14 protein-coding genes are annotated in these 20880 nt (G+C 48.9%); 5 read left to right on the forward strand and 9 right to left on the reverse strand.

Annotated elements, in window-relative coordinates; all coding sequences use genetic code 11:
- Positions 1-28: 28 nt before the first annotated feature.
- Positions 29-916: a LysR family transcriptional regulator gene (locus tag KDD30_RS23350; RefSeq protein WP_249199382.1), complete on the forward strand. Its 888-nt coding sequence runs from the start codon at positions 29-31 to the stop codon at positions 914-916.
- Between the two features lie 44 nt (positions 917-960).
- On the opposite strand, the gene KDD30_RS23355 is transcribed toward KDD30_RS23350, so the two are convergent.
- From KDD30_RS23355 to KDD30_RS23380, 6 genes are all read right to left on the reverse strand, one after another.
- Positions 961-2526, reverse strand: a complete 1566-nt coding sequence (locus tag KDD30_RS23355) for a methyl-accepting chemotaxis protein (protein WP_211650948.1) — start codon at positions 2524-2526, stop codon at positions 961-963.
- Positions 2527-3067: 541 nt separating this feature from the next.
- Entirely contained in the window at positions 3068-3646 is a 579-nt protein-coding gene (locus KDD30_RS23360) for a TerD family protein (protein ID WP_211650949.1), read from the reverse strand.
- Between the two features lie 24 nt (positions 3647-3670).
- Entirely contained in the window at positions 3671-4246 is a 576-nt protein-coding gene (locus KDD30_RS23365; RefSeq protein WP_211650950.1) for a TerD family protein, read from the reverse strand.
- Positions 4247-4266: 20 nt separating this feature from the next.
- Positions 4267-5436 (reverse strand): toxic anion resistance protein, encoded by a 1170-nt coding sequence (locus tag KDD30_RS23370; protein WP_211650951.1) that lies wholly within the window; start codon positions 5434-5436, stop codon positions 4267-4269.
- Positions 5426-6502, reverse strand: a complete 1077-nt coding sequence (locus KDD30_RS23375) for a toxic anion resistance protein (RefSeq protein WP_211650952.1) — start codon at positions 6500-6502, stop codon at positions 5426-5428. Before KDD30_RS23375 ends, KDD30_RS23370 begins: the two co-directional genes overlap by 11 nt.
- A gap of 447 nt (positions 6503-6949) precedes the next feature.
- Entirely contained in the window at positions 6950-11065 is a 4116-nt protein-coding gene (locus KDD30_RS23380; RefSeq protein ID WP_211650953.1) for a hypothetical protein, read from the reverse strand.
- Between the two features lie 420 nt (positions 11066-11485).
- On the opposite strand from KDD30_RS23380, the gene KDD30_RS23385 reads away from it, so the two are divergent.
- The gene (locus KDD30_RS23385) at positions 11486-12949 is read left to right on the forward strand and encodes a BCCT family transporter (RefSeq protein WP_211650954.1); all 1464 of its coding nucleotides are present in this window, start codon (positions 11486-11488) and stop codon (positions 12947-12949) included.
- Positions 12950-12991: 42 nt separating this feature from the next.
- Here the strand turns inward: KDD30_RS23385 and KDD30_RS23390 are convergent, their stop codons facing one another.
- Positions 12992-14158 carry a right-handed parallel beta-helix repeat-containing protein gene (locus KDD30_RS23390; RefSeq protein WP_211650955.1) on the reverse strand — a complete coding sequence of 389 codons (1167 nt, stop codon included), beginning with the start codon at positions 14156-14158 and terminating at the stop codon, positions 12992-12994.
- A 335-nt stretch (positions 14159-14493) separates the two neighbouring features.
- Between KDD30_RS23390 and KDD30_RS23395 the strand changes: the two genes are divergently transcribed.
- Entirely contained in the window at positions 14494-16110 is a 1617-nt protein-coding gene (locus tag KDD30_RS23395) for a methyl-accepting chemotaxis protein (RefSeq protein ID WP_211650956.1), read from the forward strand.
- Between the two features lie 49 nt (positions 16111-16159).
- Here the strand turns inward: KDD30_RS23395 and KDD30_RS23400 are convergent, their stop codons facing one another.
- Positions 16160-17038: a hypothetical protein gene (locus KDD30_RS23400; RefSeq protein WP_211650957.1), complete on the reverse strand. Its 879-nt coding sequence runs from the start codon at positions 17036-17038 to the stop codon at positions 16160-16162.
- A gap of 314 nt (positions 17039-17352) precedes the next feature.
- Here KDD30_RS23400 and KDD30_RS23405 point away from each other — a divergent pair, with 314 nt between their 5' ends.
- Positions 17353-18450: a S9 family peptidase gene (locus KDD30_RS23405; protein ID WP_211650958.1), complete on the forward strand. Its 1098-nt coding sequence runs from the start codon at positions 17353-17355 to the stop codon at positions 18448-18450.
- Positions 18450-19487, forward strand: a complete 1038-nt coding sequence (locus KDD30_RS23410) for a helix-turn-helix transcriptional regulator (RefSeq protein ID WP_249199384.1) — start codon at positions 18450-18452, stop codon at positions 19485-19487. The genes KDD30_RS23405 and KDD30_RS23410 overlap by 1 nt, the downstream gene beginning before the upstream one ends.
- A 419-nt stretch (positions 19488-19906) precedes the next feature.
- Here KDD30_RS23410 and KDD30_RS23415 read toward each other — a convergent pair whose 3' ends face one another.
- Entirely contained in the window at positions 19907-20863 is a 957-nt protein-coding gene (locus KDD30_RS23415; RefSeq protein WP_211650959.1) for a transposase, read from the reverse strand.
- Between the last annotated feature and the right edge of the window lie 17 nt (positions 20864-20880).

Raw genomic sequence — 20880 nt, forward strand, 5'->3', positions numbered from 1 at the left:
AAATCATTAAGCCATTAATGGAGCAATCATGACAGGCCTACTGAATGACATGGCGTTATTTGTTGAAGTCGCCAATGTGATGAGTTTTCGCAAAGCTGCCGAAATCACAGGTGTGCCGAATTCCACCTTGTCACGGCGCATCAGCGTGCTGGAAAAAGAAATCGGATTACGTCTGATGCACCGGACCACCCGAAAGCTGGAATTGACGGAAGCAGGGCAACTCTACTACGAGCGCTGCAAGCGGATTGTTGAAGATGCCAAGCTGGCTCATGAGCAATTAGGCGATATGCTTGAACAGCCCAGCGGGCTGATCCGCGCTTCCCTGCCTGTCGACTTCGCGCTCACGTTTCTGGCACCGCTGATGCCTGAATTCATGCGTCGCTATCCGGAGATAACATTTGATTTTGATCTCACGCCGCGCAAAGTGGACATGATTACGGAACACGTTGATGTCGCCATTCGAATCGGCGAGCAGGAGAGCTCCAATTTAATCGCCAGAAAACTCGCCAGCCTGAAAACACAGCTCTATGCATCGCCCGGCTATCTCGCCCGTTATCCGGCACCGAACTCCCCTGATGAGCTTACACAGCATCAGTGCCTGCATATCCGGAATACCAGCCGGTGGTGTCTGAATGACGGCTCACAGACTCAGGAAATTGCCGTATCAAGCCAGTTTACGCTGAATAACATGGGGATGATCCGAAGGTTAGCAACCTTAGATCTGGGCATCGTGCTGATGCCGGAAGAAATTGTGATTGAAGCGTTACAGGCGGGACAGTTACAACGCATTCTGCCCGAGTGGCAGGGAACAGAGACCTCAATTTACGCGTTAACCGAAACACGGCTATTGCCTGCGAAAACGCGCTGTTTTATTGACTACATTCGGGAGTGTCTTGCTGAATCTCCCACACCATGAGCGATTCAGCAGCCGCTGGGTAGCCAGCGGCTGATTGTTCAAGCTTACTTCGCGAGTTTAAACGCGCCGACCAGACGATCCAGTGTCTGTGCCAGTTCAGCCAGTTCCTGACTGGATTTTTCCAGTTCGGTGCTGGCGTCCAGACCCGCCTGAACGGCCTGATTCACCGTATCCATGTTCAGGTTGATTTCATTCGCCACGCTGGATTGCTGCTCGGTTGCTGTCGCCACCTGCGTGTTCATATCCAGAATCGACACCACCTGACGGGAAATTTCTTCCAGTGCATTCCGCGCATTTTCAGTGGCTTTGGTGCCTTCCTCTGTCAGTGAGCGGCTGCTTTCCATGGCATCAACCGCATTCTTTGCTTCCCGCTGCAGCTGGTCAATCATGGTCTGAATTTCATCGGTCGATTTCGACGTTTTCGTTGCCAGATTCCGAACTTCATCCGCAACGACGGCAAAACCACGTCCGGCTTCACCAGCCCGTGCCGCTTCAATGGCAGCATTCAGCGCCAGCAGGTTGGTCTGTTCGGAAATACCGCGAATCACCTCCAGAATGGAGCCAATCGACTGGGTTTTGTCTGCCAGTGTAGCCACAACCACAGACATGTTATTCATTTCATCAGCCAGATGATTGATGGTGCTGGTCGCCGCCTGGAGCGTATGACGGCCCGCCTGGGTTTCACTGTTTGCTGTACCCGCAGATTCAGCCGCACCGGCTGCATTGTTCGAAATCTCGTTGATGGTGGCGATCATTTCGTTCATGGACGTGACCACCAGCAGCGTTTGTTCACTTTGCTCCTGTCCACGGGAAAGGGCGTGCACAGATTGTTCACGCAGCGAAGTCGCGGTGCGACCCAGGCCAACTCCGGTATTCACAACCTCAACAATGATTCCGTTGATCTTGCCCACAAAGGTATTGAAGGCCGTCGAAATACGGGCAATTTCATCATCCCCTTTCACTGGCAGGCGAACCGTCAGGTTACCATCGCCTCTGGAGATATCTTCCAGCGCCTGCTGCAAACCGGTCAGAGGTTGGAACAAGCGGCTCATCACCCACATCAACACAATGGCGCAAAGCAGGAAAATCAACACAATCGCCAGCAACTGCGTGGTCACAATTTCTTTCGCAGCGTTGTCCACTTCGGTGATAGGTATCCCGACATCAAATGAGCCATACAGCTGGCCGCCCACATAGACAGGCATCATGATGTCATAGACCCAGACTTTCTGTACATCAGCATACCATTTGGAATGCTTTGGCTTCCCTTCACCCGCAGCTTCTCTCGTGTATTGATCATCGTATACTTTCTGAAGCTTTTGCCGATCACTGTGGGCAACAGCGGTGATGTTTTTATCAATCACTACCGCATAGCTGATGTCACTGCGCTGCTTCAGCGTCGTGACAAAAGTCTGTAAATCGGCCAAGGGCTGATCGGAAGATTCCAGCACATACTCAACATGTTTTGCTAAGAGTTCAGCCTGAGCCTGCGACCGCTTCAGAATGATACTGTCGATTTCCTGATGGGAGATATAGGACGTGGAGGTGATACTTGCAATCGCAGCGATCGCAAACATCGCACACACGACCATAACGATGATCTTTTTCATTGTTGTTAGACCCTGACGCCGTAAAGACTTAAATTAGAAATTCATGAAAATGGCCTGCATTATCACTGCTGTCTGCGAGCCTTCATATCAGAAAAGCGGCACGCCGGGCAGCAGTAATAAACCCAAAAGTGACTCAATTTGAGCAAAAAGCTTATGCATCGATCCACTTATTTAAATGTCAGCTTGCAATATTTGAAGTGAATGCACAGTTTGACCCCATTTTATTCCATTACAGAATCAAGCTGTATCGAAATATGACGTGCTATCCGGATTCAATTCTCTGCACGGCCGCCACTTACGTTCCCCTCAGGCATGAAACAAGCAGCTGCCCCCATGTCGTAATGCATTCTCCAATATCGGGCTGCCATGCGCCCAACACAAAACCTTTACAGCCAAGTAAAGACAGATAGGTTTCTACATTCAGCCTTTATGCTTTCACTGGAAAATGCTTTATACAATCCAGAAAGGCTGTGATCATCATGAAGAAAAAAGCCATGACATCCATCATGGCTTTTCATCAAAGAGTTCAGCAATTCGTCGGTTACAACGAGGCTTTAATGGTCGAGATCATCTCGTTCACATGCGTGCCCTGAACCGGTGCCCCTTTAGCAGAGAAGTGCCATTCAGAACCCTGACGAGACAGCATCGCAATGAAAATGCCGGTATGATTACCCTGCTCAGACAGTGTGAAACGACACACTTCTGTCTGGGTTTGATCCATCACACGGCAGTACGCATTATCAACTTTACTGAATGGCTGGCCACGGAAGCTGTTCACCGTCAGTGCCATATAAGCCACATTATTCGGCAATTTTTCCAGATTGATCTTAATCTGCTCATCGTCGCCATCACCTTCACCGGTCCGGTTATCACCCTGATGATGAACGCTTTTACATTTTGATTTCAGCTGTTGGAAATACACGGTATCCAGGACTTCACCGGTGTCATCCAGCAGGACGCAGGAGGCGTCCAGATCGATATCTCCCGAACCGAAAATTGCGCCAAAGAAACCGGTTGAACGGATTGGGCTCCAGCCCAGTCCCAATGTCAGTTTTTTCAATTCAACCGACGCCGATTTGGTCAGTGAAATCGTGCTGTTCTTTTCTAGATTAATCGCCATAACTACTTCTTCCAGGTCCGTGAATTATTGGTAACCGTTCACAAAGTCAACCAGACCCAGCTGATAGCCAGCGCCCACGGCTTTGAAGTTCCACTGACCGTTCTCTTTAAACAGAGAGCCGAACTGTACCGAAGTTTCACTTTGGAATTCATTGCCCAGATTGAACTGTGCAATCAACTGACCTGAATCTTCGTTATACAGCTTGATATAGCTGTTTTTCACCAGACCGAAGTTATGATTACGCGCAGGGGCATCGTGGATCGTAACAATCAGAGAAATCTCGTCTGCATCCGGAGACATGCTGGTCAGGTTGATTTTGATGCTTTCGTCATCACCATCGCCATTACCGGTACGGTTATCACCGGTGTGAACAACAGCACCCTGCGGGCATTTCAGGTTGTTATAAAAAATAAAGTGACCATCAGACAGCAGTTTTGGCTCACCCTGCGCATTATGACGGCAAACAAAAGCAGATGCGTCGATATCAAACGGTGAGGTATGGGTCACAGGATCCCAACCCAAGCCCAGACGAAGATTAACCAGACCTGGTTCTGTTTTTTGCAGGTTGATGGAGTTGCCTTTTTCTAGATTAATAGCCATAACGTTTCTCTACTGATGATTTAATTAGACAGAACAGACAGTAATTCTGTTTTCATGGATTCCATTTTCTGGCTGGCGGCCTGACGTTGTCTGGCGCCTTCCTGCTCAATGGTGACCACATCCTGCAGCGTGCTGATCAGTGTGGTCTGGACATGTTCAAGGGTTTCGATATCCACAACGGAACGCTGATTGCTTCGCGCAACATCCAGCGTGTTCTGGCGCAGCATGTCGGCATTTTTACGAATCAGATCATTGGTGGTATCGTCAATTTTGTTGCTGAGCTGGACAGCTTTTTTCTGCTCCAGCATCGAAATCGCCAGCGTAAACTGCTTTTTCCATGCCGGAATCGTCAGCGTTTTGATGTTGTCGAATTTCTCAACCAGCGTCAGGTTGTTGGTCTGCACCATGCGGATCATCGGGGCGGTTTGCAGGGCCAGCATTTGCAGTGACTTCAGGTCATACACGCGCTTTTCAACCCGGGCAGCAATGTCCTTCAGATCACTGACCTGCTGCGCCAGATACGGGGAGCCTGCCGCTTCTTCAGCCATGCTATCAATTCGCTGCTGGATCAGACTCAGCTTGGCTTCACCGAACACAATGCAGGAAGACAGTTCTTTATACTCATTCATGTTATGAATGAAGACGTTATCCAATTGATGTGCACGTTCACGCAAACTCGATTGCTGCTTATCAATTTCTTTGACCAGGCGCTCAAGCTGCGTATTCACCGAATTAAACTGGGCCAGGATTTTCTCTTTGGTGTTCTTGACCTTGGCGATCAGTTTAGAGAAGAAATTGTCCTCCCCCATCAGGGCTTCAATATTGACGCCCTTTGCCAGGCCAATCACTTCCGTCAGGTTACCGGCCATGTGCTCCAAATCTTTACACTTCACATGCTTGAGCATGTCATCCGAATAGCTGCTGATCTTCTGAGCAGACGCATCGCCCAGTGTTGCAACACCATTCGGACTGTAAATATCCATTTGGGATAATTGGCTGACCAGCGTGGTACTGAGTACTTTTGTATCAATCTGGCATTGCTCCAGCTCAGACTGATACTGCCCCATGGCCTGATCAACTGCAGCCTGGATCACTGCCTGTTCAAGCGCAACCGGAGGTTGTGCGACTTCAGTAGATTGAACCCCAGGTGCAGGGGTGGCCGTGTTTACAAAAACAGGTTTAAACGTCATTTTTATTCAGCTCCATGATACTGGCGAATAATTTTTCCTGAACATCGTTGAGTTCGTAATACAGAGAGACTTCACTTTTCTCATGAAGCGCAATGGCAGTTAAAAACTGCTGTTTCCACACTTGAATAATGTGCGTACGGATTTCCTCAAGCTGGCTGAAACCATTCACCAGATTCGATGAATAAAGCTTGAGTTGCGGTAACGTCATCAGCAAAGACTGACGTAATACCTGAAGATTCGTGATTTTTCGTTCCCAACGCGACAAGGCTTCTTTCTGGCTCGACACTTTATCGGCGGCAAAAGGATCCGACGCAGATTGAGACGATTGCGCCTGACTGATTTCTTCCCGAAATACGGTCAGTTTGACTTTGGCGGCCAGCACCCTTAATTCCAGTTCCTGATAAATGGACTGAACAGACGCCATACGCACTTCGAAGTCAGTTAGGGTCGACTTCATTGAAGTCAGATCCTGAAAAACAGAGTCGATTTTTGCGTCGATCTGATCACAGGCAAAATCAAATTCATGCTTCACAAATTCGATCTTCCCTTTCTTGGTTCGCATCAGTGTTGCGATTTTGCTGGTTACTTTTCTGGGATTGAATATTGAAATATCAATACTTTTCGCAATATCAATCACCGACGATCCCATATCAGTCAGTTGATCAACTTTGCCCAGCTTGGCATAGTCCGACAATTCACCCTGAATCTCCTGAAATCGCTGCGACAAATGATTGCAGAACTCAATCTGAGCCGTTGCGCTTTCCAGGTTGATCTCTTCTGAATACGTTCTGACTTTCAGATAATCGTTACTCGACAGCTCAACATCAGGCTGTTTCTCGGCATCAACCTGATGTTTCCAGTCTGCCGGAATATCGACCTCGCCATTCACAGATTTCACCTGATTCGAAAAAAGAACACCGGGGGAACGATGTGTTTTTTCCGGCTGTGGTGCCGCAACGGGTATCGATATTTCTTTCGGTTTCTCACGTTCAACTGAAGCGAAGTCTTTTATCTTCGGCTTATTTTCTTTGCTGGTCTGAACCGCACTGTGAAATGTTTTAACCATTCGTTCATTCTGCTCTAACCGGGCCAGGAACAACCTGAAATGATAAAGCACTCATATTGTTTAAACCCAAGTGATCTCACGATTCGTGAATGAAGGTAATCGTATTACTCATTGTTTTTTAAGACAACTTTGATTATGAAAGTTACAGCAGTCATTTTTACTATCCACCCTGTCAAAATTACTGGTTCGCAATGAATTATTTGTTTTATGAGATGGATCCAACTTTGATTCAATCAATTTAATTTTTCAGAATGAATACACTCAACCCATGATTTCCCCGAACACTGCCCGAAGTATTTTATTGTCGGAGTTTCTCAGGCAGGAATATTGATATCTCAAAGATAAAAAACCGGGTTCATCCGAAATCACGAAAGCATGTCAGGTCTTCAAGATTCAACGAGATCATGCAGGCCACTGCCCTTGCCGTGGCCTGACGTATCGATCTCTCTATGCATCTGCATGTCTATCTCGAACTTCGAGACGACGTTGTCCATCTTTTCGGGTGAACCAGCTAATCAATCGATCCCACAGGCTCAATCGGCGGCTCATGATGAAGTAACAGCACATCTCTTCCTGAGCATCAAACCCGAAAAAGATTTGATAGCCCTGACGCTGAAAATGAAGTGCAATCAACGCCGATGATTCCTGAGTTTCACCTTCAGGCTGATAGACCCGGTAAGGTTCCGCTTTCGATACCTGTTGCCAGCTCTGGTCGGGTTCGGCCAGCACTTGATCCAGTGTCGATTTGTTTCCGACAAGCACCGTTTTAGATTTCAGAAAACGCTCCAGCCACATATAAGCAGGCGTACACCCTTGATGCCATTGTTGCACCGAGGCCAGTTGCCCGACCGCCAGACCGATCACCGACGCCTGTTCCCGGAACAGAGTGACAGGAATGGGCGCATCCCCCAGCAAGTAAGGTAAAACCACGTCTTCATTCTCACGCGCCGGATCAACAACGGTAATTTCTCCCTGTCCCATCAACACAGGTGGCAGCGTTTCCCGCAGCACAGCATCGTTGTCCAGTAATGCATCAAGTTCAGGGAGTCGGTTACGTTGCCCGCGTGGCCACAGGGACAGATGGTAAGTTCTGTGCCACAGGACCCGTTGCTGATCATCCATGACTTCAATGTCATACCGGCCAGGACGACAGTGTTCTGTCATTCCCAGATACCAGCCAAGGAAATACTCGGTATTGGGCTGAATAGTATGATTGGCCTGAACCGGCTGCCCCTGATCTTCCGGATGAGTGACTCTCACAATCACGTCAATTTCATCCGGGTAAGACAGGCCGTCCATTTCCGGGTGATAAACAACTTTCATTCCGAGAATCTTTTCGAAGGTCAGTTCAGAGATTCGCGTATTGCTGTCCAGCACTAAATAATCCGTTATATCGGGAACAACTTTCGCTTCCGGATTTTCCCGCTGAAATGATTCGATTCTTGCTTCGTCTGCCTTGTAAATACCTTCATCGACCCTGTCCAGCAGGGAGCCATATATCCGGCGACGGTATTGCCCCGCACGAATCCGGCTGACTAAATCACGAACTGTCGCTGAATCATCATCCGAAAATCGCTCCACCAGTGACATCTGGCCATCCACGACCGACAACGATTTCAGTAGCTTCAGCTGAGTGTGCTCACTGAGTCCTTGAATCGCACAGAACAAGTCATGGCGCTCCGCCAGATAACGAATCCCATGAAATAAATCATACCGAATCAAATACGGGAGCAGTCTTTCCAGTGAAATGCCAGCTTCATGCAGCTGCTGCGCGTAGTCGTTCTCACTCATCTGGCTGGGGTCATAGCAATCATGTAACGCTTGATCGGACAGTGCTGCACTGAACAGCAAGACACGCGCCCGCAATGGCTGACTCGCATGCCACAGCACAGTGCTCAGCTCGACTTCAGCGAAACGCTGCTTCAAAGACGCAATCTGGTACAGCTTTAATTTTTCCAAGGCGGCTTCCAGACGGGTTTGTCCGGAAAAGAAAGCCATGATTTCGTCCGACCTGACGCTGATAAATTCTTCTTCGTCATCCGGGATCTCGACTTCCTGATCGAGCAGGAACGATAATATCCTGTGGTTGATCTCCTCGCGAATCTCATCCATTAGTGCGGTATCAAAATACTCGTACCACGCAAGAGACGGATACAATTCGGTCAGCATCTGAAAGAACTTTTGCTGATCCTCTTTCTGCAGGTAACTGACAACAGAATGGATCACCTGATCGCGATTCGGATCCTGTTTTTCAGCGGCATAGCGAGCACCATACTTTGCAAGAATCGGTTTTGCCGCAGCATCGTCGGACTGTATCAGGGTCGTCATCAGCACGGCAGTTTCCTGAAGTTCGCCAATTTCGTCTCCGACAATCGCCCGTAAATGAAGAATAATTGCAACCACATCCATGTCGACATGGAACTGCTCGGCAACCACATCCGCAACTTGTGCCGGTGCAATTTCAATCCAGAGCGATAAGAACCGCCGGCTGGTTTCCCCGAGATTCGATGAATCTTGTGCTAAGTGATGTGCCGCACTCAGATAACATTTTGCACCCAGCTGTAGCACTAAATAACCATGACAGGGTGAATCTATGTCTGTCCTGATTGTTTGTGCCAGAATCGTCTTCAACGCCTGAACAGCATCCTCCCGACAGATTTCGTTCCGGATACACAGATAATCTTCAAGCAAGACAAACGCCTGTGACTGTGCATCCGTGATCGGTCGTTCAAATTGCTTCAGATCGTTTCCATCATCGAGATTCCTTGAGCTTTCAAGCGCACTCAATGCCCTTTCATTCAAGCACCAGGCTCGCAAATGAGCAATCATCCCCTGGGCAAGGGACTGTTCCAGAAGCTGTTGACTCAGTGCATAAAATGGATGGTGCTTGTGGTCACGCCGTAAGGAATACACACCGGCAAGCATCGCAATCCCTGCGGCCTTGTTTTGAGGCAACTGAACCAACTGAGGCAGAAATGTCTTCGCCTGTGCCCAGTCCGCTTCAAGCAACCCATCACAAATGAAATAGGGTCCATCTAATGCACCCCAAATTTGTTTGAAGAGGTCGAATGCCCCCCAAAAGTAAGACTTCCAATTGCACCCGTATCGCGTATAAAACTGCTCTGGTGGCATCAGCCGCACTTTGCCCAGCACAATAAACACCATTTCATCCGAGAAAGGCGTCTCATTTTTCAACTGGTAAATGACATCCAGCAAGCGAATGGCCTTCATGCGATTCAGCTCAATGTCGTCGTCCGACACAGCGCCCCTCAAAAACCAGTCATGGCCTAACCCGAACATGAAATGCATTGACAGGCAATGATCAAATTCCTCACGTCGTAACGCATACCGGATCAAATGCTGATACAGCCTGTACTGGCCTTCACGCGCCCGGTTCAGGATATCGCAGGGCTCGATTTCATCCTGAACAAGTTCGCCTTCTCCGAATTCCACATACCGCCACAAGGCATCACCCTGAGGGAGTGCGCCAGTGATGAATTCCTGCCAGGCAGCGACACTCTGACCAAATTCGTATTCATCATCAGATTCTTCACCTTCTTCCACAATATCGTCATCAGCTTTTTCAACCGCTGCAAAGCGTCGGTCAAACTCAGCCGGTATCACTGACGACACCTCGGCGGTCAATGCTGCCACAGACATTGTTTCGGTGAATGGCCCCGCCAGAGATACCGCGTCTGTCCTGTCTGTCCCCTGTTCATCCGGCTGAATCACCGACAGAACAAACCGCCGTGCGAATTGAATCTCGTGCGGCTCATCGGTGGCAGGAAACACATAAGGTTGCGCTTCACTACGCTGCGCGAGCAGGCTTAGTAACTGGTCAATGGTCTCCGGCTCTTTCTGACACACATGAACCAGATTGACATGCTGGCGAAAATCAACCTGGATCAGGTTGTTGAACGGCCCTTTCAAATCACATTGTGAAAACATACGGCCGCGGGCGATATCATTATCGCAGTAACAAAATGCCTTCAGCATCGACGCACTGAATCCATGATGAGCCACCAGCAAAGCGGGCAAATTCAGCACAGAGGGCGCAAAACTTTCATCCCAGCCAGCGACCACATAACCCGCAGCTAAGTAAGCGTATTCAGGATAAGTAAAACCAATCAGATAAAGCGCCGCAGCACCGAAAACTTCCGCCTCATTTACGCTGAGTTTCTGCGGGCAATTCAGTGCGCGTGCGGCCAGTCGAATGCGGTCACCTGCGTCAAAGAGCTGCGCTTTCAACGCGGGATTGAAACAGGCCAGTAAGAAAAAAACGTCTTCCGGGCTCAGCTGCGCTGACAGGTTATCCCGGTGCTGCCAGGCATCAATGGACTTCCAGGACAGCAATGCTTTCATCAGTGGCTGGTGCAAATGGTTCTTCAGCACCTCATTCACTTCGGTTTCCGGCAGAAAGCTGAGTGTGACACCCGCCGTTTCCAGTGCCTGTTCATGGCTGAGCCATCCGCAGAACTGTTGAAGGGCCTGCTGTATGGAATCGGATTGAGTCGGGTGGTAATGAATCACGTGTTGGGTATCAGATTGTTTTTGATCATGCATGCTTGAGCCATCAGACAAAGAACGGATGACATTGTCTGGCGACCAATCAAGCCGACAAATTTAAAACCAAAAAAATCAATAAATTGATGATTATCAATCTGTTACTTCAACATAATTGACCGTAATTCTGACTTTTCAGGCTGTGATTTTCACCAGGCCATCGCGACCCATCAGAAGGCATTCATATCATCGCTGCAATGATCATGGATTCGGCAACCGCAACATCCACGGCGTCAGCATGGGTTGCTCTGGGCTGTATTCACGATGTTCTCAGGATGAATCCACCCAGATGATCGCTATCTTTTTCCTGAAAATGGGCGCTGTTTAAAAACTTTCGTGTTCTTCACATCCTTCTGCTTGCAATGCTCTGACGCATCGTTTTTCATGACCGCGCTAACTCATGCCGCCACAGAGCAAACTATGCAATTATTGACCACTCACACCCAGCGCTTGATGCTGGTATCTGCCATCCTTGCTGGCGTATTTATTCTTTTTCCGTCCATCAGTGTCTATCAACTGGCTGCCTTTACTCAGTTTGTGATCGAACAACTGGGCAATCAGGTGATTCAATTATCCACTCTGGCACTGCTGATTTGTGCAGCCATCGTGGTCAGCCCCTTCGGCAAAAAGCGTTTAGGGGACGAAGCGCCAGAATTTGGATTCATCCCCTGGCTGGTGATGCTGTTTACCACCGGCATGGGCTCGGGTTTAATTTTCTGGGGGATTGCCGAGCCCGTCTTTCATTTAGCCAACCCGCCACTGCAGTCAGACGGGATGGATCCCAAAGATACCGCACTGGCGCTGACCTATTTTCACTGGGGCGTTCATGCCTGGTGCCTGTATGCATTGGCTGGATTAGTCATGGCCTGGGTTGCTTATGAAAAAAAACGGCCCATGCGTGTCAGTGCCTCCTTTATCGGTAACCGGAACCCCGGATGGTTCTCTCTGGTGGACTTGATCGCTGTACTTGCCATTCTGTTCGGCATTGCAGGCGTGCTGGCCAACACCATGGCGTTGGTGGAACAGGGGGTTCGTCAGGTATTCCAGATCGAAGGAGAAATGACCGGATTCAGACTGGTCATGACCGCTGTCATTGGTGTGCTTTTTACAGCGTCCAGCGCTTTAGGATTAAAGAAAGGGATTCAGCGACTCAGCAGCCTGAATGTCTGGCTCATGCTGGCATTGTTCACGTTCGTATTCATCAATATTGACGGCAGCGCCGTGATCACGCGAATGTTTAGCTCGGTTGCTGCCTACGTGACACTGCTGCCGGACGTCTCGTTCGGGATGATTGAAGGCAGTGAAACCTGGAGCCAGGGCTGGACGGTCATTTATCTGGTCTGGTGGATTGCCTGGACGCCTTTTGTCGGACCCTTTATTGCCAGAATCAGCCGGGGCAGAACGGTCCGGCAATTTCTGATCTGTACCATCATGATCCCAACACTGGCATCGATTCTGTGGTTTTCCGGCTTTGCCGGTGCGGTGTTTGAAAGTGATTATCTGCCGGAGATCATGGCAGCGGTGAATCAGGATTACACGCAGGGGCTATTCCTGTTTTTTGCACACCTGCCCTTTAGTAACATCCTGTCGATTGCCGCACTGGTCTTGTTGCTGACTTTCGTCATTTCCAGCTCGGATTCTGCCATTTACGCGGCTGGCATGATGACGGATGACACCCGTACCAGCAGTAAAATCAGCTGGTCTGTGATTGTGGTTGCCATGAGCATGGCATTGGTGATGTTCAACGACGTTGATTTGAATAAACAGGTCGCGATCGCAGGCGCTATCCCCTTCACGTTTGTCCTCATCGCGCAGGGGATTGCAGCGGTCGCAGAGCAGGTGCGAACCAAACCAGAGCCACTCCCGACACCGCAGCAGGAATAACGCTTTCCCCTCAGCGCCCACCTCCGGCGCTGAGGGAATCACTTACAAGCTCACGCTCTGACAATGCACCGGAATTGTCTGACCCGCGACCTTCATGACACACTGATCAGCTTCTTCACGCAGGAACTCAAAGACCTGAGCGAACTGATTATTCTCCTTCAGCGCGGCCTCATCCGGCACAGATCCTGCCACACCGGCGACCGTGGGTCGTCCGGGGCTGATTTCAACCGCTGACTTGAAGACATTCCCAGTCACTTCAATCGACCCTTGCTGCGGAATGGCCCGGATCATGATGGATGAACGGTTCGCCGTCCCGAAATCACCATAATTAAACCAGTTGTTATAAACATGAACATAACTGCCGCCGTAGCCATCTTTTTCATGCATATCAAACTGATGATAGGCGTCTTTTCCGCCGCCCTGCATAACCAGATTGTATGATGCCGTATACCCTTCTCCCAATGCGCCAGAACCGGCGATCGCATGTCGGTTATGATTAAAAATATTGCACCGGATGTCCGCGGTGGTCTCACCGTTCTGCACCACGACCCCATAACCAAGTTCACTTTTAATATTATGGTGAATAAAGTTATGGCTGATCTGACTGTCCCTTGAACGCTTCAGCGACACCCCTGCCCAGGGCCAGCCAAAAATTTCATTATTATCGACAACAATCCCGACAGCATCACTTTGCGATTGCATCGCGATTGTCGACTTCAGGGTGTCACTCACCTGACTTGGACCTTCAATGATCAAGCCCGTCACGCGCGCATGGCTGGCCAGTGTCATCACAGGATATCGGTCTTCATCGATGCCAGAATTCGGCAAGACCAGTAACTTCCCCGGTTGTGCCGCTCTCCCCCGCTCCCCAAACAACGTCTGGGATGCACCAACCGACAAAGCACCCGGCTGATTCGGGATTTCAATCGTGACACCATTGGGCACTTTGACATAGGCGTAGCCGCTATCCAGTGCCGTTTTCAATGCCGTGTAATCTGAAACCTCAATCAACTGATTGAGATCCGGCACCAGGACAGGCACTGATTTCACCCCTAGCGTGCCGCAGGTATCAGGATCAGCATACTGATCAGGATTCTCGACGAAAGCGGATTCCACGACATTTGAGGCTTGTTTCTCATCGGAATCCCCCGTACAGGCAGTCACAGACAGAAACAAAACGGGGAGAGAAAGCATCGGAATCAATTTCATAACAGTATTCTTTTACACATAACAATGAGCAGAGATAAAAAATATAAAACGACAATGATCGCTGCCGGCTTAAAAGGATCAAAACAATCGGCAACATTTACATCAAAACCGATTGATTGAAACATTTTCAGAACAAGGAAAAGTGAAAGATTTATCAACTCATTCAGCATATAAGTCCTATTGGGTTGATGGCATTTTAACTGGTGGCAAAACATACAATGACAGTGTGATATCCACTCGTAAACATGAAGAAATGTCATTCAAAAAACATTATTATTGACATAATCCATTCTCACTCCACACCCTATACTGAACAGGTATTGATCCAGGTTGATATGAAGCAGAAAATTTTCACAAAACTTCTTGTGGTTCCATTTACCTTATGCGTCTTGATGTTCCTGATGTTCTGGAATCAAATGTCTGGAAATCAAGGCACACTCAAAGCAATGAACTCGATTTATTTAGATCGTGTTATACCCCTTCAGCAATTGAAAAACATTTCTGATGCGTTTGCAGTTGATATTGTTGATGCTTTTAATAAGTGGAATATTGGCCAGATATCTCAGCATGAGCTGGAAACCTCGGTCCTGACAGCGAAAGACGACGTTGAGCGAATTTGGAATCAATACTATTCCACAACTTTAACCAACGAAGAAAAAAACATTGCAAATCAGCTTTCTGTAGAAATCAGAACCATCAAAAATAATCTGGTAAATCGACTGAAAGAAGCTGAAAAAAGACCGGAAACAGCCGATCAAATTTCCCGAGATGTTTACGCGTTAATTGACCCCTTGTCTAACCATATCGACACGCTGATCAATATTCAGTTAAACACATCTGAGCAAATCTATCAGAAAAGCCAGGCACAATACGAAACGGATCTCATTCAGTCGATCCTGCTGTTAATCAGTGCCTGTATTCTGGGCTTTATCGTTGCATTTTGGATCATCCGGAAGGAACTACGTGTGTTACCCGAAATCACACGCGCTATCCAGAAAATGTCGAATGGTGATTTTACACCCAACACGATCACCACAGCGAACAATGAACTGGACATTATTTCATCGTCCCTGTACGCATTGCAGAAAAGCATCGTCAGCATCATTGAAGCCTCAGAAAACATGTTGAGTCAGCTGGCCGTGAATCAAACCCAAATCTCTGAAGTGATTCGCAACAACTCCATTAATGCCGAACGTGAACTATCTGAAGTCGAACAAGTTGCCGCCGCAGCCACGCAACTGTCTTCCACCGCATCCGACGTCGCGCAAAATGCTCAATCGGCTGACACAACGACAGGCTCAGCGATTCAGGTGATCGTCGACAGCACCCACACCCTGGAACGTTCCGATCAGATTGCCGAACGTGTGGGTCAGTCTATTCAGGAATCTGCGACCATTATCAACGAACTCAAAGTGCATTCCGATAACATCAGCTCCGTGGTTGATGTGATTAACGGTATTTCTGAGCAAACCAACCTGCTGGCGCTGAATGCGGCCATTGAAGCCGCCAGGGCAGGAGAACAGGGACGCGGATTTGCCGTGGTTGCGGATGAAGTCCGGGCACTGGCTGCCAAAACGCAACAATCAACCATCCACATTCAGCAAATCATCAGCCAATTGCAGGCGCAATCCAAACGGGCCGATGATCACATGCAGCTGAACACGGAGCTGGTGACAGAATCTCAGACGAATACGCACGCCCTGTCGGAAGCATTTCAGATGATCTCAGAACAAGTCTCGCAAATTTCCGACATGAACACTCTGGTTGCCACCGCCTCGGAAGAGCAATCTTCAGTGACCAGAGATATCTCGCAACGGCTGGAAGCCATCAGTCAGATCGTGCAGCAGAATACGGATAACGCGAACCAGACCAAGCTGGCCAATGATGATATTTCGGCCCTGACGCAGCGCCTCAGAAAGGAAATGGCCTTCTTTCAGATCCATTCACACTAACCCTCCAAACGAATTCAGGCCCGCTTCCGGGCCTGAGTTTTATGAACCATTAAAGTGGCTGACATCGCGGACACGGTGGCTTGGGTGTGCCCGGTACACGGACATAGCCCAAGGACTGGCCATCGGTATATTTACCATCTGACAACGAAATGCTCACGCTGTTAATTCCCGGATTGGCGGGCGTGATGCTGATCGTCTGGCTGCCATTCAATGCACTGAGGCTAATCGAACGCGAAGTTGACTGACCATATAAGTCATCCCGAACCCGAATCGTCAGGCGTGCATTGACACTCGTATCTTTGGCTGCGGTTGAATACTTGTCGATCAGATACTGGACATTGGCCTGAATTTTACCGGAAGCATGGGACGCGCTGGCACTGACAATTCTTGGTTTTTTCTGGACCCAGACCCCTTCAGCAGAGCACATGCCCCCAGCACGGTTGATCCATACCAGCCCATAACCATAAGTTCGGGAAAACTTCATATTCAGATAGGAGTTTGCATCCAGATTCGACTTATCTTTGCCCACATAACCAAACTCAGAGTTATTAAACCGAACGTAAGCATATCGGTCGAATAAATTTCCTTTGGCCCGGAACTCTTCATCCTGCAACACATGCTTTGGTACTTCCACGCGCAGGTAATCGAACGAATTAAACAGATTAATCAGGGCTTCAAAAAAGTTCGCGTATTCTTCCTGATTATAGTCAGTCTGATCCGGTTGAGAGGGGTCGGGATAAGTTTGGGGATCATTGTAAATATCATAACCACTGTCAATCGCATTCCGGACATCCTGATACTGAACGTCATACGACTTCACACGACCATACTCACAGCCTGCCGGTAAATCAAACGAGCGCGCTTGGGTTGTCATCGACGTCACAGCCATTGTCAGTGCTGCGAAAGATAAAATCGATTTTCCTTTCATATTTCAACTCCTTATTTTAAGAACTTTCATCTGACCTTTTGATGATGAATCAATCAGATGAGTTCAGGAGAGAAACAGAGATCATCCATACCAGACAAGCCTGAACGACAGTGAATGAGATATAGCCAGCATGAATATTATGTTTATTGCATATCAATCAGATTGCACTTAGGTATCACTCGCAGAAAGAGCAGCATATCGTCATTTCTCCACATCAGTTCTTGATCTGTTTTCGTAGTAAAACAGCAAAACGAGACACGTTTTCTGCACTGACCTGTTCGATACTCAACCCAAAAGAAAACAGGGATATCCCGATGAATGCGCTGAAAATCCTCTTGCTGCTCTGCTCCTGTCTGATATCCGGCTGCTTTTCAGAAGAAAAAATCACCTTTCAAAGTGGCGAGAACCAATTATCCGGAGTGTTCCTGCATCCGACCAATCATCACCCCAGTAAGGCCGTCCTCCTTTTTGTCCATGGCGACGGCGCAATGCCTTTTGATGCGGAAGGATATTATCCTCTCATTTGGGATCAGCTCCGGGCGGAAGGATACTCCATATTGAGCTGGGATAAACCGGGCATCGGAGAGTCGACAGGCAACTGGCTGGATCAGTCGATGGCAGACAGACAAAACGAAGTGCTGGCAGCCATTCGATGGGTTCAGTCCCGATATCATTTCACCTCACAAACGACCGGGATCATTGGATTCAGCCAAGCCGGTTGGGTTTTGCCTGCACTGGCAACCCATGCCAAAGCACACATCGGATTCATGGTCGGTATTGGCTTTGCCACGAACTGGATCGAACAAAGCCGGTATTACACGCGTATCCAGCAGCAAGAAGCTGGGGCGACTGCCACTGACATCCAGGCTGCACTCAGTGCATATGATCAGGAAATTGCACTGCTGCATCAACGCCCGAGTTACGCGGATTACCGGAGAATAATGGGCAATGCTGCAATGCCGGAACCGCGGTATCCGTTTGTCCTGAAAAATTTAGACGCCGATGCAAAAGCGGATTATGAAGAGCTGGAAATACCGACGCTGCTGATGTGGGGCGAGCATGATCTGAATGTTGATGCTGCCCTTGAATATCAGCGGCAACAGCGCCTCAGCAATGTGTCGGTCACTGCCACCCTCATCCCACTCGCCAATCATGGGCTGCTGCATACGCACCACTTTCCCCACCAGAAGATGGGCATCAGGGATCTGCTAAAGCTGTATTGGCTCGGACAGCAAGCATTTGCGCCTGGCGCACTCGATACACTGACAGACTGGCTCAATCAGCAATCGCTCGGGGCCAAACAAGCCTCCTGGCTGAACTTATTGAATGTGCCGCCACCGCTGACAGCTGGTCGTTTCTTCACAACCCCTGCATCGGTTCTATCTGAACCTTTACAGCAAGAGATCCCCTGATGCTTGATCAACCATGCAAGACCGTGCATGCTTTTGTGACCATTCACAATGCCTTTTCTGCCATGGAACAGCATCTACATCATGCCCACCCTTTGTCCAACTTGCATGAAATCGTGCCGGAAAACGCTTTACTTACCTTGATGCCAGCGCATTTGCGTCACCGGTTCGAAACCGCTTTGCAACTGATGCATCAGTCGCTGGCGGAACCCTTGTCCTGGGAAACCATTGCGCAGCGCAGCGCGATCTCCCCCTTTCATTTTCACCGTCAATTCACGCAGTTGTTCCATGAAACACCGGGACAATATCTGAACCGACTCAGGCTGCAATTCGCCGTATCCAGATTACTCACCGTGCCACAAGCCTCTGTCACAGACATTGCGCTGAGCGCGGGCTTTTCGTCCTCTCAGGCGCTTGCCAAGGCATTAAAACGCGAAACCGGCTTTCAGCCAAAACAGGTCAAATTATTGGGGGCGCAGGGTACTCCTGAAGAAACCATGGCATTCCTTGCGAAACTGGCCCACCCCAGCCAGCGTTTTTCCAGCGGACAGACACCTCAATCACTGGAACAACAACTCGCAGCCACCATGCCCTGTGAATTGCTCTGGTTTCCCGCCCGAGGGATATCCCGGCCAGTGACCCACCGGGGCAACTGGACCCATTTTCATGAACACTTTGGTGCACGCACTGCAAAGATGCTTTGTGCGACGCCGATCTCCCAACTTGAACGCAGCTGGCAGGATATGAGCGCCAGCTTTGGACTCTGGCGCATGCCTCCAGAAACAGGAGATGATGTGATTGAAGCGGGACACTATTTGTGCAGTCAGGTACGCGTTGCTTCCGAAATAGCGTATCTGAAAGCCATCGAGTCTCTCTTTCAGATTGCAGAAAATCTGGGATACGAAATCAACACTTCTGGCTGCCTTCTCGAAACCTTGCTGGAAATGGATACCGATTTTGCCGGATATGCAATTTTTTACTTTCAGATTCCGGTTGAATCGCCTGATGCAGAGCGTTTTCCAAACGGACAGACACCTTAGTCAACTGGTGGCATCCTTTAGCGTTTTCCAAACGGACAGACACCTTAGTCAACTGGTGGCATCCTTTAGGACAGACACGTCGCTTTCCAAGAGAGCGTCCTCTGGGACAGACATAGTTAAATATCATCCTCGGCATACACCGGGACAGGCATCATTAAACATCGCTCCATTATATAAGGATAGAAGTGCCTGTCCGTTTGATTGTGTTCCAAGCGGACAGACACATTAAAAAAAGAAGGGTTCAATTTCCGTCAATCCCAACGGAAACACTGTTTGAAGCTCATGGAAATAGCAATTGAATTGATTTTCTAAATCAATCATCAGGCTGCTTTTATCCCGCTTCATTTAAAGGCGAGTGAGATCATTGTCGCGCGGAGCAAGGTTTGATTTGTTAGGGATTCTGGCTGATCTGAGCTGCTTTACGGAATTTGTAATCCCGTTCTCCGCTGTCGATTCAATGATGGCAAGGCCGATTGAATGGCAGCAGGGGAGCCAATGAGTGCACCTTTCTCGATTTGTGTACAGATTTTCAACCATGTCTGATGATTCAAGCCGAGTCGTGCCAGAATGGGCTGTTGCCTTGATTCAATTTGGCCATGTTTGCCCGCTTTGATTTGCCGCCCGGTCCAGTCGAGGAGTTTCAGATAATCCAACAAGCGGAACGGGAGTCCGTCCGGCATGTCTTTTCTCGGATTTCCAGCGAAAGGAAACAGAGAAGGTGCAGAGGCTTTCGTTTGTCGAAGTGATTCAATCCGTGTTTTTACCGATGTAAAGTCGGATGTTTCCGGTGTCTCAGCAACCCCGGCCCGAACCGGGTTCAAGTCGACATAGGCCATGGCGGCGGCCAACGCTTTATCATCCAGCAACGCCTGACTTTTGAAACGACCTTCCCAAAAGTGACCCGTACAATCGTCTTCTCGATTGGCTTCACTGGCAATGAATTGATTGAGAAGCCGCATGAACCAACTAATGGAGCAGAGTCTTTCCCGCCAGGTTCGGATGATTGCGAGGCATGCCTTTTGCTCAGACTTCGATGAAATTTCCCCCTTTAAGTACCGCTGAATCAGTACCGGCGCCTGGTGCAACGTGAGCCAGCGCTGAATGACCTCGTATTCAGAAAGTTGATGGACTCGCTTGGTGTTGATATGCAGCACTAAATGATAGTGATTACTCATGATTGCGTAAGCACAAACATCAATGCAAAAGACGCTGGCAATCCGCTTCAATCGCTTTTCGACCCAGCCGCGACGGTGTTCATAGCTCGTCTGAGTCAACTCATCGTACCCGCAAAGAAAAGAGCGACGGACACACCGAGAAACACAATGGTAATAGGGCGTTGCTTCGACACTGATCAGTTGGCTGCGTGCTGTGGTCATAGTTTTTCATCGAATAG

Origin of the sequence: Photobacterium sp. GJ3, from assembly GCF_018199995.1 — a bacterium.
Taxonomy (GTDB): domain Bacteria; phylum Pseudomonadota; class Gammaproteobacteria; order Enterobacterales; family Vibrionaceae; genus Photobacterium.

What these genes read in the sequence shown, in the direction of transcription:
- KDD30_RS23350 (WP_249199382.1), top strand. Translation starts at nt 29, where the DNA reads ATGACAGGCCTACTGAATGACATGGCGTTATTTGTTGAAGTCGCCAAT.
- KDD30_RS23355 (WP_211650948.1), bottom strand. Translation starts at nt 2,526, where the DNA reads ATGAAAAAGATCATCGTTATGGTCGTGTGTGCGATGTTTGCGATCGCT.
- KDD30_RS23360 (WP_211650949.1), bottom strand. Translation starts at nt 3,646, where the DNA reads ATGGCGATTAATCTAGAAAAGAACAGCACGATTTCACTGACCAAATCG.
- KDD30_RS23365 (WP_211650950.1), bottom strand. Translation starts at nt 4,246, where the DNA reads ATGGCTATTAATCTAGAAAAAGGCAACTCCATCAACCTGCAAAAAACA.
- KDD30_RS23370 (WP_211650951.1), bottom strand. Translation starts at nt 5,436, where the DNA reads ATGACGTTTAAACCTGTTTTTGTAAACACGGCCACCCCTGCACCTGGG.
- KDD30_RS23375 (WP_211650952.1), bottom strand. Translation starts at nt 6,502, where the DNA reads ATGGTTAAAACATTTCACAGTGCGGTTCAGACCAGCAAAGAAAATAAG.
- KDD30_RS23380 (WP_211650953.1), bottom strand. Translation starts at nt 11,065, where the DNA reads ATGCATGATCAAAAACAATCTGATACCCAACACGTGATTCATTACCAC.
- KDD30_RS23385 (WP_211650954.1), top strand. Translation starts at nt 11,486, where the DNA reads ATGCAATTATTGACCACTCACACCCAGCGCTTGATGCTGGTATCTGCC.
- KDD30_RS23390 (WP_211650955.1), bottom strand. Translation starts at nt 14,158, where the DNA reads ATGAAATTGATTCCGATGCTTTCTCTCCCCGTTTTGTTTCTGTCTGTG.
- KDD30_RS23395 (WP_211650956.1), top strand. Translation starts at nt 14,494, where the DNA reads ATGAAGCAGAAAATTTTCACAAAACTTCTTGTGGTTCCATTTACCTTA.
- KDD30_RS23400 (WP_211650957.1), bottom strand. Translation starts at nt 17,038, where the DNA reads ATGAAAGGAAAATCGATTTTATCTTTCGCAGCACTGACAATGGCTGTG.
- KDD30_RS23405 (WP_211650958.1), top strand. Translation starts at nt 17,353, where the DNA reads ATGAATGCGCTGAAAATCCTCTTGCTGCTCTGCTCCTGTCTGATATCC.
- KDD30_RS23410 (WP_249199384.1), top strand. Translation starts at nt 18,450, where the DNA reads ATGCTTGATCAACCATGCAAGACCGTGCATGCTTTTGTGACCATTCAC.
- KDD30_RS23415 (WP_211650959.1), bottom strand. Translation starts at nt 20,863, where the DNA reads ATGACCACAGCACGCAGCCAACTGATCAGTGTCGAAGCAACGCCCTAT.